Source organism: Kitasatospora xanthocidica (genome assembly GCF_014656195.1).
GTDB lineage: Bacteria > Actinomycetota > Actinomycetes > Streptomycetales > Streptomycetaceae > Kitasatospora > Kitasatospora xanthocidica.
In genome coordinates, this window is sequence record NZ_BNBY01000013.1 from 17,237 (window position 1) to 30,876 (window position 13,640).

Here is a 13,640-nt window from a genome sequence, read left to right on the forward strand (position 1 = left end):
CGGCTGCCGCGAGGGCACTACCGCTTGCCCGACCGGGCACGTCCGGGGGCGGCCGCCCTGCCGCCTCGAGGGCCGGGCTCGTCGCCGAGGCCGGTGACCCGCATGGTGATGCTCGGCCGGCCGGTGGTGAGACCGCAGGCGGGGTCGGCCGTGCCCGGACGGACCCTGGGCACCCCGTGGTGGACGTAGCGGGAAGGGCCGCCGAGGCGGTACGGCTGCCAGTGCCAGCCGATGCGGTCCGTACGGACATGACGCCGCCGCGGCAGCTTTGTGTGCCGGATCGGGACCGGGCCGGTGGCCCAGGTGCGGCAGGCGGCGACGAGCGCGCGCTGCTCGTCTGGGGTGAGCCAGTCCGGCACGTGCACCGCGCCGGGCGCGACCTCCGTGGTGGGGCGGGGAATCAGCGCGTTCACCCACTCACCCCGCTCCGGGAGGTGAGCCGGCCGTCGGCCACGTCCCAGGTGCCGCCGTCCGTGGTGGCGCCGCGCAGCCCGTCCAGGGTCCCGGGGCCGGCCACCGCGGGCAGTCGGGGGTCGGCGAGGGAGGCGAAGGCGACCGTGCGGGCCGGGTCGAAGTCGGTGGACCGGCGCAGCCGGTGGGCGAGTCGGGCGAAGCCGGGGACGGCGGCCGCGACCACCCAGGCGTCGGGGGACTGGGCGGTCAGCCGGCGGGCGGGGCGCAGCCAGGAGGCCGCGTCCTCCGGCCAGTCCACCTCGGTGAGGACCTCGCCGCCGTGATCCCGCCACGCCTCGGCGAACGCGCGGACGGCGGTACGGGAGGCGTCGTCGCGGCTGTGGCCGATCGCGACGGTCTCGACGCGGGTCCGGGAGTCGGTCAACAGGCCGATGAGGGCGTGGAGTTCGGCGCCGGTGTGCGGAGCGGGGGCGGTGGGTGGGTCCGTACGGGTCGTGCGGGTCATGGTGTTTTCCTGGGAGGAGCGGTCACGAGGCGTCGTGGAAGACGAGGCCGAGGGCGTGCCTGCGGCCGGAGCGCACGGTGCTCACCCCGTGCCGCATCGGGGCGGCCGACCAGCCCCGCTTGGTGGGGACGGGCCGCTCGCGGGTGGTGAACACCAGGGCGTGTCCCTGCGGGAGGGTGGTGGACGAGCCGCGGGACTGGGCGCGGGCGCGCTGCTCGGTCATCAGGAATTCGCCGCCGGTGAAGTCGGTGCCCGGCGCGTCGAGCCCGATCACGACCTGGAGCGGGAAGACCAGCTCGCCGAACACGTCGCGGTGCAGCGCGTTCCAGTCACCGGGACCGTAACGCAGCAGGATCTGCGCGGACTTGACCTGCCCGGCGGCCCGGCACAGCTCCACCCACGCGTCCAGCTCGTCGGGCCACGGCGCGGGCGCCCCCAGCTTGGCGGCCCAGCCGCGCGCGACGGGCAGCAGCCGGGGGTAGAAGGCGGCCCGCAGGTCCCGCACCGGGGACGGCAGGTCGTGCGTGAAGTAGCGGTACTGGCCGGAGCCGAAGCGGTGGCGGGCCATGTCCACCGTCGTGCGGAAGCGGTCGGGCTCGTCGTAGAGCGTGCTGATCGCCCGGCACTCGGCGGGGGTGAGGAGCGGGCCGGTGAGGGCGTGGCCGTAGGCGTCGAGGTCGGCGGCCAGCGCCGCCCAGTCGGTGCGGTCGAGCCGGCCGACGGCGGGGACGGGCGGCCGGGCGGTGTCGGTGGGCGACGTTTCGCCGACCAGCGGCAGTTCGCCCGGTGGGCGGTCCGTCGTCGTGTGGACGGTCATCGGTCCGGTGTCCTTTCGGCCTGTTGCCGGCGGCCTCGTGCCGCCCTTCACCAGGGTGTGCACCTCCGACGATGCCGTCCGCCGAGGACGGACGCCGGCGGCATTCGGACACGGCGTTGAGGGGGCGCCCGGCCGCCCCCTCGGGCTCACCGTCGGAGGACGCGGCGCAGCCAGCGGGTGCGGGCCTCGTGGGCGTCGCCGGTGAGGGCCGCCTGCGGGGCGAGGGTGTCGAAGCCGTGGCAGGCGCCGGGCCACACGTGCAGTTCGGCCTCGCCGCCCGCCTGCCAGATCGCGTTGGCGTAGCCGACGGCCTCGTCCCGGAACGTCTCGGCGGAGCCCACGTCGACGTACGCCGGCGGCAGCCCGGACAGGTCGGTGGCGCGGGCCGGGGCGGCGTACGGGGAGAGGTCGGCGGCGCCGTACCGGTCGCCGAGCAGGGCCTGCCAGGCGGTGGCGTTGGAGGTGCGGTCCCAGGTGTCGTGGCCGGCCAGCTGGTGGCTGGAGAAGGTGTCGCCGCGGTCGTCGAGCATGGGGCTCAGCAGCAGCTGTCCGATCGCCGTGGGCCCGCCGCGGTCGCGGGCCAGCAGGGCCAGGGCGGCGGCCAGCCCGCCGCCGGCGCTCTTCCCGCCGATGACCATGCGCCGGGGGTCCACGCCCAGCGCCCCCGCCTGGTCGGCCACCCGGACGAGACCGGCGTAGCAGTCCTCCACGGCCCCGGGGAAGCGGGTGCCGGGTGCCAGCCGGTACTCGACGGAGACGACCGCCAGTCCCAGCGGCAGCGCCCACCCGCGCAGCAGCCGGGGCAGGACGGACCACGCGTTGCCCGTCACCATCCCGCCGCCGTGCAGGTAGTAGAGCAGCGGCAGTTCCGGGCCGGCCCCGGCGGGTCGCGCGCTGACCAGCGTCACCTCGCCCGCGCCGTCGGCCCGCGGTACCCGCAGCTCCTCCACCGCGAACCGGCCGCCGTCGCGCAGCCGGTCGAGCGACGGGCGGGGCCGGGCCGCCGCGTCCCGTTCCTGCCATGCCGTCAGGCCCTCCGGGGTGAGCACCTCCCGGGCCCGCCCGCCGGCGGCCGCCAACGCGGCCCGCAGCTGCGGATCCAGTGGAGGCACCCGTCGGTCCGCCGCCCCACTCACCACTGCGCCCCCTTCGCCGAAGGACGCCCGGCGGCGCCCCGTCCGCCCCAGCCTGCCACCCGAATGCCTGCCACCCGAAAGCCTGCCACCCGAAAGCCTGCCACCCGAACCGGCGGAGGCGGCTCGTACCCGAGCCGTACCCGCCGTCCCGGGGCCGGACGGTGTCGGATCCACGGCGCACGCCCCGCCCGCCGGGTGGTGTGCGGGGCGCACCGGATCGCGGCCCCGCGGGCGCGGGATCCCGGCGCGGTCGAATACCGTCGCAAAGCAGGCCGATTGTGCCGCGATGGTGATCATTTAGGAGTACATGGAGAATCTCCGAATATTTCCCTGACCCCTCATCAGGTGTAAGATGCTGAACCCGCGGCTCCACGCCGGGAGCAATATCAATGGGGGCAGGCATGGCTGCTGGATGGGAAGCCGATCCTTCCGCTTCGCTGGAGAGGCGCCTGGGGAAATCCGCGAAAGAGCTCGGGACGTCCGAAGGCCGGGACGAATGCCCGGACATCTGGCAGCTTTCGAACGGCGATATCGCCGTGATCGGCCGGGACCTCACCGAGGACTACAGCGGCCGGCTCCCGGACGGCGTCGCCCTGGGCCCGGGGGAGCGGCTCGTCGTCATCCCCGGCCTGATGCTGAGCGTGGCGAAAGCGGACATCGCGGATGCCTGATCGGCGGGCCCCCGAGCTGCGGTCCGAGTGGGGCGAGGTCCTCGCCCGCCACGACTACAAGCGGGACTTCCGTGAGCGGGACGCGCGGGTCCGCGGCCGGGACTCCTGGAAGCTGGAGCGGCGCCAGCACTTCGAGGAGCAGGGAAGTGCCAGCTGGGAAGCCGTGCGCCGGGGCGACTGGGGAGAGGCGCTGCGCCTGCTCGAGGGCCGGCGCGCGGCGCTGCTGGAGATCGGGCGGGAGGACGAGGAGCGCGGCTCCTTCTTCCACCGGGTCCGGGTGGTCGAGCGGCCGCTGTCGGCCTACCTGCAGTGGGAGCTGCACTCGTTGCGGATCCGCGCCGAATGCGGCGAGCGGATCCGCATCCTCGACGCCGGGGCGCTCGTCGACTCCGGGGCCGAGGAATTCGGGCCGCTGCCGGAAATCGTCATTCTCGGCGGCCGAACGGCCTACCAGGTCCTGTACTCGGAGACGGGGATTCCCGTCGGCGCGGTCCGCTACACCGATCCCGATCTCGTCCGCCGGTGGGAGGACTACATCAAGGATCTCCACGAGGCCGGCGAGGACGTCCTCAGCTACTTCGACCGCGAAGTGGCACCCCTGCCCCCACCCACACAGAATTGGAGCACCGTGGCGGACGAGAACGGTGGGAGCACCGGCGGCCCGGGAATGACGCATTCCGCCGTGTCCGGGTCTTCGGCGCACGACGTCGTGCAGGCACGGGACGTCCGCGGCGGAATCCACTTCCACCGCCCGCCCGGCCAGGACGGCACCACCCCGAAACCGCGCCAGCTGCCCGCCGACGTCCGCGGCTTCGTCAACCGCGTCGACGAACTCCGCGCCCTGGACGCCACCCTCACCGGAGGGGCGGGGGAGGGCGCCGAAGCCTCCGTCGTCGTCATCGCCGGAACCGCCGGCGCCGGAAAGACCTCCCTCGCCCTGCACTGGGCGCACCGGGCCCGCGACCGCTTCCCCGACGGGCAGCTCTACGTCAACCTCCGCGGCTACGACCCGGGCCGTCCGGTCACCGCGCAGGAGGCCCTCCACCACTTCGTGACCTCCCTCGGCGTGCCCGCCCGGTCCGTCCCCGACGACCCCGACGCGGCCGCCGCCCTCTACCGCTCCCTGCTCGCCGACCGCCGGGTCCTCGTGGTCCTCGACAACGCCGCGACCGCCGGCCAGGTCCGCCCCCTGCTGCCCGGCACCGCGGGCAGCCTCGTCCTCGTCACCAGCCGCAGCCGGCTGTCCGGCCTCGCCGTACGGGACGGCGCCCGCCGCCTCACCCTCGGCACCCTGCCCGAAGCCGAGGCCGTCGCGCTGCTGCGCGCCGTCACCGCCGGCCACCGGCCCCAGGACGACCCGGCCGAGCTCACCGAACTCGCCCGCCTCTGCGCCCAACTGCCCCTCGCCCTGCGGATCGCCGCCGAACGCGCCGCCAGCCTGCCGCACATGGGCCTGGCCGAGCTGATCGCCGACCTGCGCGACGAATCCGCCCTCTGGGACGCCCTCAGCGTGGGCGAGGACGAGGACATCGACGCCGTCCGTACCGTCTTCGCCTGGTCCTACCGCGCCCTGCCCGACCAGGTCGCCCGGCTGTTCCGGCGCCTCGGCCTGCACCCCGGCCCGGACTTCGGACTCCACGCCGCGGCCGCCCTCGCCCACCTCACGCCCAACCGCACCCGGCAACTCCTCGACGCCCTCGTCGGCGCCCACCTCGTGGAACAGAGCGCACCCGACCGCTACCAGTTCCACGACCTCCTGCGCGCCTACGCCACCGGCCAGGCCCACCGCGAGGACACCCCCGACGAACGCCGGGCCGCCCTGCACCGCGTCCTCGACTGGTACCTGCACACCGCCGACGCCGCCCAGCAGTGGCTGCGCCCCGCCGAAGCCCGCCTGCCCCTCGACGCACCGGCCGACGGCGTCCAGCCGGCCGTCCTGGCCGACTACAACGCCGCCGTCGACTGGGCCGAACGCGAACGCGCCAACCTCCTGCAAGCCGTCCACACGGCCGCCGCGGCGGGCGAGGACCGGCGGACCTGGCAGCTCGCCGCCGTCCTCTGGAACGCCCAAGCCCCCTCCGCCCCCGGCGCCGACTGGCCCCCGGCGGGCCAGGCCGGCCTGGCCGCGGCGGCCCGCCTCGGCGACGACCACGCCCGGGCCCTGCTGCTCACCGGCCTCGGCATGGCGTACACCCGCCTCAACGCCCTCGACGACAGCCTCGAACACCACCGCGCCGCACTCGCGCTCTGGCGCGAGCTCGGCGACCGGCCCAACGAGGCGCACGCCCTCAACCTGCTCGGCCTGGTCCACCTGCACCGGAGACAACTCGGCCCGGCCGCAGGGTACTTCGAGCAGGCGCTGGCCGCCTTCCGGCTCCTCGGCGAGGCGCACTGGGAGGCCACCACCCTCGCCAACCTCGCCAGTGCCCGCTACCGGGCCGGCCGCCTGCCCGAGGCCTCGGCGGCCGTCGACGAAGCACTGACCGTCCACCGGGCACTCAAGAACCAGCGCGGCGAAGGCAACGCCCTGCGCCTGCTCAGCGACATCCGCCGCGAGAACGGCGACCCGGCCGGCGCACTCGCCGCCGCCCACGCGGCCGTCGACATCGCCCTCAACCTGCGCGACCACCGCCTCGAAGGCTTCTGGCTCCTCACCCTCGCCGACGCCCAACGCGCCGACGGACGGCACACCGACGCCCTCGACTCCTACCAGCGCGCCGCCGTCCTCCACCGCCGCCTCGGCGACCGCAGCCGCGAAGCCCAAGCCTGGCACGGCGCCGGCGAGACCTACCGCCACCTCGACCGCCCCACCGAAGCCGCCGCCTTCCTCCGCCGGGCCGCCACCACCCACCGCGACCTCGCCGACCCCTGGCACGAGGCCCTCGCCCTCACCGCCCTGGCCGCCGCGCTGCCCCCCGACGACCTGTCCGCGGCCCGCCACCGCCAGGACGCGCTCGCCCTCCTGGCCGCCGCCGGGTACGACGACCCGCGCGCGGCGGCGATGCGGGAGCGGATCGCGCGGCAGGTGGAGGCGGGCTGACTCCGGGGGTGCCCGCACGCGCGGGGCCGTTCCCGGCGCCGGGAGCCGGACGTCCGCTGCCCCGGCTACCGGTGGGCGGTGACCTGGATGACGGCGTGGTGGCCGGTGGTGCGCCAGGGGGTGCCGGTGGTGTCGAGGCGGGTGAGGGTGGCGGGGTCGAGGCCGACGACGACGTCCGACTTCAGGGTTCGCAGGGCGGCGACGGGGGACGGGAAGTGCTCCGTGGCGTCGGTGAACGGGGTGGTCGGCGGCCAGAGCCGGTCGCCGACCAGGCGGCGGTAGTTGAGGTCGCCCTTGAGGATCGTCAGTGCCGCGCCCGCGAACTCGGCCCGGAGGTCGGCGGGCAGGACGTGGTAGGGCAGTGGCGCGCAGAAGAAGGGGTGGGTGCGGACCACGAGCGTGCCGTCGCCCATGGCCCGCCAGAGCCGTTCGCCGATGTCGGAGGCGGCTCGGGAGGGTGCGGTGCGGAGGCGGTCGAGGGCGGCGAGTACGTCGGTCATGGTCGCGTCCGACACGAAGTACGGCTGCGGCTTCACGTACAGGCCGACCTGCGAGGCGAGGCCGCGGGCGAGGAGGTGGTCGATCAGGACGAGGTCGGGCAGCAGCTCCCGGCCCGCGTTGTCGGCGACGACGCAGACCCGCCCGCCGTCGGCCCGTTCCAGCGCGGCCCACAGCAGCGCGCTGTCGTCGGCGAGCAGGTCGGACGGGGTCGTCCCGGCCGCCCGCGCCGTGATCCGGAAGCTGAGGTCCGCGCGGTTGCCCCAGAGGGCGGACGAGAGCAGGGCGTGCGCCCGCCGGTCGTGCGGCAGCGCGTCGAGTCCGTCCAGCGCGGCCAACTCGCCGTCGACCGCCGTTCCGCCGAGTTCGGTGGCCTTGAACGGGGCGAACGGGTCGACGCCGTGCCAGGCTCCGGGCCGGAAGTAGCCGGTGGCGTCGAGCAGTCGGCGGTAGAAGTAGCTCTCCGCCCACAGGAAGGGCGCCTCGCCCCACGGCTCGCCCCACCGGCCGTCGCCCCACCGCAGCCACTGGGCGGCGTCGGGCGCGTCCGCGGGCAGCGGCTCCAGGACGCCGGTGGTGCTCTCCGCGAGCAGCCGCTCGACCGCCGCCCGTTCGGTGGGGCCGTACGGCAGGGCGTCGAGGACCTGGCGGACGAGCGCGGGGTGGCGTTCGTGGAAGACGCTCCAGGCGAAGGTCCCGGGGACGTTGCTGCGGATCTCGGGCGCGTGCGGCACGGTGGGGGCTCGTTTCTCGTGCGGGCCGTCGGAAGGGGTCGTCCGGGCGGGTCCTATGCGTGGGCCGCCCGGCCGGGGTGGCGGCGGTCAGTGCGGTCGTAGTCCGGTGAAGACCACGTCGTAGACGCGTTCGCGGGCCGCGGGGTCGGCCGCGAGGTGCTCGGTCGCCGCGCCGACGCCGACGAGCAGGGCGATCAGTTCCGGCAGGCCGACCTCGGGGCGGACCGCGCCGGCCTGCTGCGCCCCGGCCAGGAGTTCGGCGAGCCGGCCGCGCATCTGGTCGCTGGATTCCCGCAGGGAGGCGTGCACGTCGACCCCGGCTTCGGCGAGGGCCCGGGTGAACTCCTGTTTGCCGGCGGACTGTTCGACCACCAGCCGGAAGCAGGCGAAGAACGCCTCGGCGGGTTCGGTCTCGGCGGCGAGCTGCGCGGCGCGGGCGGTGATGGTCTCCAGCCGGCGGACCACGACCGCCTCCAGCAGCGCCTCCTTGGTGGGGAAGTGCCGGAAAAGGGTGCCGACCCCGACCCCGGCGGCGCGGGCGATCTCCTCGGTGGGCACGCCGACGCCGCGGGTGGTGAACACCTCGGTGGCGACGTCGAGCAGCCTGGCGCGGTTGCGGGCCGCGTCCGCGCGCAGCGGTCGTGGCGAAGCGTCGTTCATGGCACCCGTTTTCCGTCCGCGGTGAGCGCGGCACTACCTGTGGACAACCGGAGTGGTCAGTCCGTATCGTTCTAAGCGGAGTCGCTGGTCCGATTCTAGCGACACGATTCTGGGGGTTGATCATGTCCGAAACGCTGTCGCCGCGCGAGGTCTTCCACGAGCTGCTGACGGGCATCAGTGAAGGACGGTTCATGGAGGTCACCCGGCTCTACGCTGAGGACACCGTCGTCGAAACCGTCTTCGAACCGGTCGGTCCGCGCCGCTACGAGGGGCGCGCCGTCCTCGCGGAGCGGTTCGCGCAGGTCGCCGAGCACTCGCCGCTGGAACTGCGGGCGGAGAACGTGGTGGTCCGGGAGACCGACGACCCGGAGGTGGTCGTCGCCGAATGGGACTACCAGGTGCGCCACCGGGAGACCGGGCGGACCTTCCAATCCGCGAACATCCAGGTCCTGCGGGTCCGCGACGGCCTGATCGTGCACAGCCGCGACTACCACGACCACCTGGCCTTCGCCGTGGCCGGCGAACGGCTGGCCGAGCTGGTGGAGGCCCTGGGCTGACCCCGCCGGGGGCGCTCGGTCGCCGGCCCCCGGCTCCCGCTCGCCGCCCGGCTCCCGCCGCCGTTCAGCGGGGGTGGACCCACTCCGGTACCCACGTCCGCGCGCCGTCGCGACTGCCGTCGGCCGCGGCGGCGAGGTGGGCGCGGAGGGTCGGGAGGGCGGGGTGGGGGTTGTCGCGGTGCCAGAGGAGGGAGTGGGGGTAGACGGGGGTGGGGTCGGTGACGGGGATGAGGCGCAGGCCGTGGCGGGCGGGCCAGACGTGGCGGGTCCGTTCGCCCATGAAGGTGGCGAGGGCGGGGGTCTCGGCGATGGTGTCGAGGAGGGCGTCGGAGCCGAAGTTGGGGCCGGTGGCTTCGATGGTGAGGCCGAACTCGGCGACGAGGTCGTCGTAGTAGGCGCCCCATTCGGTGCCGGGGACGATCCCGGGCATCCAGATCCGGTGGCCGACGAGGTCGGCGAGGGTGACCGACTTGGCGTTGGCCAGGGCGTGGGCGGGGCCGGTGAGCAGCTGGAGCGGTTCGTCGAGGACCCGGACGGCCGCGATGTCGTCGGGGAGGGGCCGTCCGGGCGCGGTGACGGCGCGGAAGGACGCGTCGAGGGCACCGGAGCGGATGGCGGCGACGGCCGCCTCGATCTCGAACAGCATGACCACGTCGAGGTCGATGTCCGGGTGGGTGCGGTGGAAGCCGCGCATCAGGCCGGCCGCGCCGCCGCGGGAGGCGATGACGTCGACCCGCAGGGGCCGGCGGCCGGTGTGCACGGAGGCGACGGCGCGCTCGGCGACGCGCAGCAGTTCGCGCGCGTGGGGCAGGAACGCCTGTCCGTCGATGGTGAGTTCGGCGCCGCGCGGGGTGCGGATGAAGAGGCGTACCCCGAGGTCGCGTTCGAGCGCGGCGACCCGTTTGGAGACGGCCTGCTGGGTGACGGACAGGTCGACGGCGGCCTTCTGGAACTGGCCGGCTTCGGCGATGGCGGCGAAGGTGCGTACTGCTTCGAGGTCCACGCCGACCCACTGTAGTGAACAACCAGTGGTTGTGCGATGAGCGGCAGACGGTTGTTTGACCTGCCTTTGCGCCGCCCGATTAGCTCTCACCGGTCAACGTCGGTTTGTTCGAACGGGACGTCGAGGGGAGCGCACCGCGCATGAGGCGCATGAGGCGCATGAGGTCTATGAGGGGCAGGAGCCGGCTGGGCCGGCGGTTCGGCTGGCTGTGGGCGGCGTACGCGGTGAGCGCGTACGGGTCCGGGCTGGGGTTCGGGGCGTTGCCGATGATCGCCGTGCTGGTGCTGCACGCCGGCCCGGCCGAGGTGTCCGCGCTGTCGGCGGTCGGGCCGGCGGTCGGGGCGCTGATCGCGGTGCCGCTCGCGCCGTGGGTGGAGTTCCGGCGCAAGCGTCCGGTGATGATCGGGATGGACCTGGCCCGGTTCGCGGCCATGGCGTCGATCCCGGTGGCCTACGCCCTGGGATGGCTGGGCTTCGTCCAGCTGGTGGTGGTGTCGGTCGTGGTGGCCGCGGCCAAGATCGCGTTCGGGGCGGCCAGCGGCGCCTACCTCAAGGCGCTCGTCCGGCCGGACGACCTGCTGGTGGCCAACGCCCGCTTCGAGTCCACGAACTGGAGCTCCATCGCGGTCGGGCCCCCGTTGGGCGGGGCGGCGATCGGCCTGTTCGGGCCGGTCGCCACGGTGCTGGCCGACGCGCTCAGCTACCTGCTGTCCGCGCTGGGCATCGCCGCGATCGGCGGCCGGGAGGAGCCCCCGCGCCCGAGCGGCGGGAGCGCGGCCCGGTCGGGCGGCGACGGCGCGGCCCGGTCGGGCGGCAGGAGCCCGGCCCGGTCGGGGGCGCTGCTGGACGGCTGGCGGCACATCCTGGGCGACCCCGGCCTGCGGGCGCTCTACCTCAACAACATGCTCGTCTCCGGGCTGATCATGGCCACCGAGCCGGTGCTCGCCGTGCTCCTGCTGCGCCAACTCGGCTTCGCCCCCTGGCAGTACGGCCTCGCGTTCGCCGCGCCCTGCCTCGGTGGGCTGGTCGGCTCCCGGCTGGCCCGCCGGGTCGTCGCCCGCTACGGGCGGGACCGGGTCTTCCGGACGGTCGGCACCCTGCGCGCGGTCTGGCTGATCGGCCTGGCCTTCGTCCGTCCGGGCGTCGTCGGACTGGTCACCGTGATCGCCGTGGAGCTGGCGATCATCGTCAACATGAGCCTGTACACCCCGGTGCTCGCCACCTACCGGCTCGAACGCACCCCCGGCCACCTCGTCGCCCGCACCCTGTCGGCCTGGTCGATCGGCCAGCAGGCGGCCATCGCCACCCTCACCACGCTCGGCGGGCTGCTCGCCGCTGCCACCGGGCCGCGCACCGCCCTCACGGTCGCGGGACTGCTCATGCTGGCGACCCCGCTCCTGCTGCCCCGACGCGACCAGGTGGAGCAGGGGCAGGAGCAGGGGCAGGAGGACGAGCAGCAGGAGCCTGCCGGTCGGCGCGCATGACTCACCACCCATCGCCTCAGGAGCCCACCCGTATGAACACGACCCCTGTGAACACCACCCCCGCGCACACCGCCCTCCTCGTCCTCGACTGCCAGCCCGCGGTCCTGGCCGCGCTGCCCGACGACGGCGACCGCGACGCCCTGCTCGGCCGCCTGGCGGACGCCGTCGCCGCGGTGCGCGGGGCCGGCGGCACCGTCGCCCACGTCCGCGTCGGCTTCACCGAGGCCGACTGGGACGCGGTTCCGGACGGCAACACCTCCTTCGCCCCGCTCGCCCGGCACCGCGCCCTGCACCACGAGGACCCCGTCACCGCCGTCCACCAGCGGCTGGCTCCCCGGGAGGGCGACATCGTCGTCCGCAAGACCCGTTTCGGCGCCCTGTCCACCACCGACCTCGACCGGCGGCTGCGCGAGCGGGGCATCACCACCCTGGTCGTCGCCGGCCTCAGCACCGGCGGTGCCGTCCTGTCCACCGTCCTCGACGCGGCCGACCGCGACTACCGGCTGTACGTCCTGTCCGACGGAGTCGCCGACCCGGACCCCGAGGTCCACGAGGTCCTGCTCCACCGGGTCCTGCCCACGCGGGCCCGCCTCGTCGACACCGCCGGGCTGCGCTCCCTGCTCGGGACCGTCCCCAGCCCCGGGTCCGCCGCGCCACGGTGACCGGCATGACCGGCATGCCCGACACCGGGAGGGAAGCGGCGAAGTCCCTTCCGGCATCGGGCCGTCGCCCGTTGTTCCTCAGCTGTCCGTGAGGCCCAGGGCCGTGCGGATCTCGTGGGCCAGCCGGGCATCGAGGCCGCTCGTGGTCATCCGGTTCTTGAGGAGCGCGAAGGAGAACCGGTGTGCCGGGTCGGCGAAGGCCGTGCTGCCGCCCGACCCGCTGTGGCCGAAGCCGCCCGCCGGGCGCACCGGTGGCGAGGAGTCGTCCCCGATCAGGAAGCCGAGGCCCGTCGTCCACGGGACGCCCATCATCCGGTCCGCGCCGCGCCCCCTGGCCGTGGTCGCCTCCCGCAGGGTCGGTGCCGAGAGCAGCCGGGGCCCGGCCGGCCCGCCGCCGTGGGCCAGTTCCGCGTACAGCCGGGCGGTCGCACGCGCGGTCATCACACCGTTGGCGGGCAGCGGTGTGCGGCGGAAGTCGGGGCGGTTGGCCAGGCCGGCCACCGGGAGCACGCCGTGCGGGACGCAGACGAAGAACGGCGCCCCGGCCGGCATCCGCTCCAGCCGGGCCGCCCAGCCGCCGTCCTCGCAGGTGGCGAGCCGGGGCAGCAGGCGGTCGGGGACGTGGAAGAGCAGGTCGTCGGCGACCCCGAGGGGCCCGGCCAGTTCCTCGCGGAGGAGGTCATCGCAGCCCCGGCCGGTGGCCCGGCGCAGGATCTCGGCGAGCAGCACCCCGTACGTCCAGGCGTGGTAGCCGACGGCGCTGCCGGGCTCCCACAGGGGCTCCTGCGCGGCCAGCCAGGCGGCCGTGGCCGGGAGGTCCAGCAGCTGTTCGGGGGTCACGTCCGGTGGCAGTTGCGGCAGTCCGGCGGTGTGGGAGAGTACGTGGCCCACCGTGATCCGGTCCTTGCCGGCCGCGCCGAACTCCGGCCAGTACCGGGCCACCGGGTCCCCGTACGCGAGCGCGCCCCGGTCCACCAGCACCGCGACCAGGGCGGCGGCCACCCCCTTCCCGGTCGACCAGGCCGGCACCAGGGTGTCCGGCCCCATCGGCCGGCCCGACGCCCGGTCGGCCAGGCCCGCCCAGGCGTCCACCACCGGCTCGCCGTCCAGCCAGGCGGCGACCTGCACCCCGAGCTCCGCACCGGAGCGGGTGACCTCGTCGAGGATCTCCTCGACCCTCCGCTGCGCCGGGTTGTCCGGCACCGTTCCGCTTCCCATCGGACCCACCTCGCCCAACAGACCCGCGTCGCCCATCGGATCCACGTCCCCTTCCGGTCGCCCGGACCCACGGAGGCGGGGCCCGTCCAAGGACTGCAACTCGGCGGGGGAGTGGAAGGGTTCCGGAAGCGCCCCGCCCGGTCCTGCGCGGAGGGAGCGGAACGGACGGGCCCCTCTCGCCGGGATCAGTGGGCAAACGCCGCCGGATTACCAGGAGTTGATGGTTCGTTTGCCCGGCGGG

Annotated in this window: 13 protein-coding genes; 5 read left to right on the forward strand and 8 right to left on the reverse strand. The window is 75.0% G+C overall.

The window, feature by feature from the left end:
• Positions 1–17: 17 nt before the first annotated feature.
• From IE332_RS22855 to IE332_RS22870, 4 genes are all read right to left on the reverse strand, one after another.
• The gene (locus IE332_RS22855) at positions 18–413 is read right to left on the reverse strand and encodes a hypothetical protein (protein ID WP_189919534.1); all 396 of its coding nucleotides are present in this window, start codon (positions 411–413) and stop codon (positions 18–20) included.
• Complete coding sequence (locus IE332_RS22860) at positions 410–919, reverse strand: ABC transporter substrate-binding protein (RefSeq protein ID WP_189919537.1); 510 nt, start codon at positions 917–919, stop codon at positions 410–412. Before IE332_RS22860 ends, IE332_RS22855 begins: the two co-directional genes overlap by 4 nt.
• Positions 920–941: 22 nt before the next feature.
• Positions 942–1,736: a 2OG-Fe(II) oxygenase gene (locus IE332_RS22865; RefSeq protein ID WP_189919539.1), complete on the reverse strand. Its 795-nt coding sequence runs from the start codon at positions 1,734–1,736 to the stop codon at positions 942–944.
• A gap of 146 nt (positions 1,737–1,882) precedes the next feature.
• Positions 1,883–2,848 (reverse strand): alpha/beta hydrolase, encoded by a 966-nt coding sequence (locus IE332_RS22870; protein ID WP_229928834.1) that lies wholly within the window; start codon positions 2,846–2,848, stop codon positions 1,883–1,885.
• A 425-nt stretch (positions 2,849–3,273) separates the two neighbouring features.
• On the opposite strand from IE332_RS22870, the gene IE332_RS22875 reads away from it, so the two are divergent.
• Both IE332_RS22875 and IE332_RS22880 read left to right on the forward strand, forming a co-directional pair.
• Complete coding sequence (locus tag IE332_RS22875) at positions 3,274–3,543, forward strand: hypothetical protein (protein ID WP_189919543.1); 270 nt, start codon at positions 3,274–3,276, stop codon at positions 3,541–3,543.
• Complete coding sequence (locus tag IE332_RS22880) at positions 3,536–6,583, forward strand: ATP-binding protein (RefSeq protein WP_308437597.1); 3,048 nt, start codon at positions 3,536–3,538, stop codon at positions 6,581–6,583. The genes IE332_RS22875 and IE332_RS22880 overlap by 8 nt, the downstream gene beginning before the upstream one ends.
• Positions 6,584–6,648: 65 nt before the next feature.
• Here the strand turns inward: IE332_RS22880 and IE332_RS22885 are convergent, their stop codons facing one another.
• Both IE332_RS22885 and IE332_RS22890 read right to left on the reverse strand, forming a co-directional pair.
• On the reverse strand, positions 6,649–7,815 hold the full coding sequence (locus tag IE332_RS22885) for a damage-control phosphatase ARMT1 family protein (RefSeq protein WP_229928835.1): 1,167 nt from the start codon (positions 7,813–7,815) through the stop codon (positions 6,649–6,651).
• A gap of 87 nt (positions 7,816–7,902) precedes the next feature.
• The gene (locus IE332_RS22890; protein WP_189919545.1) at positions 7,903–8,475 is read right to left on the reverse strand and encodes a TetR/AcrR family transcriptional regulator; all 573 of its coding nucleotides are present in this window, start codon (positions 8,473–8,475) and stop codon (positions 7,903–7,905) included.
• Positions 8,476–8,597: 122 nt separating this feature from the next.
• Here IE332_RS22890 and IE332_RS22895 point away from each other — a divergent pair, with 122 nt between their 5' ends.
• Positions 8,598–9,032 carry a nuclear transport factor 2 family protein gene (locus tag IE332_RS22895; RefSeq protein WP_189919548.1) on the forward strand — a complete coding sequence of 145 codons (435 nt, stop codon included), beginning with the start codon at positions 8,598–8,600 and terminating at the stop codon, positions 9,030–9,032.
• A 64-nt stretch (positions 9,033–9,096) separates the two neighbouring features.
• Here the strand turns inward: IE332_RS22895 and IE332_RS22900 are convergent, their stop codons facing one another.
• Positions 9,097–10,035, reverse strand: coding sequence for a LysR family transcriptional regulator (locus IE332_RS22900; RefSeq protein WP_189919550.1), 939 nt, complete (start codon positions 10,033–10,035; stop codon positions 9,097–9,099).
• A gap of 167 nt (positions 10,036–10,202) precedes the next feature.
• Between IE332_RS22900 and IE332_RS22905 the strand changes: the two genes are divergently transcribed.
• Complete coding sequence (locus tag IE332_RS22905) at positions 10,203–11,519, forward strand: MFS transporter (RefSeq protein ID WP_189919552.1); 1,317 nt, start codon at positions 10,203–10,205, stop codon at positions 11,517–11,519.
• A gap of 32 nt (positions 11,520–11,551) precedes the next feature.
• Positions 11,552–12,181 (forward strand): cysteine hydrolase family protein, encoded by a 630-nt coding sequence (locus IE332_RS22910; protein ID WP_189919554.1) that lies wholly within the window; start codon positions 11,552–11,554, stop codon positions 12,179–12,181.
• Between the two features lie 78 nt (positions 12,182–12,259).
• Here the strand turns inward: IE332_RS22910 and IE332_RS22915 are convergent, their stop codons facing one another.
• Entirely contained in the window at positions 12,260–13,399 is a 1,140-nt protein-coding gene (locus IE332_RS22915; RefSeq protein WP_189919556.1) for a serine hydrolase domain-containing protein, read from the reverse strand.
• Positions 13,400–13,640: the final 241 nt, after the last annotated feature.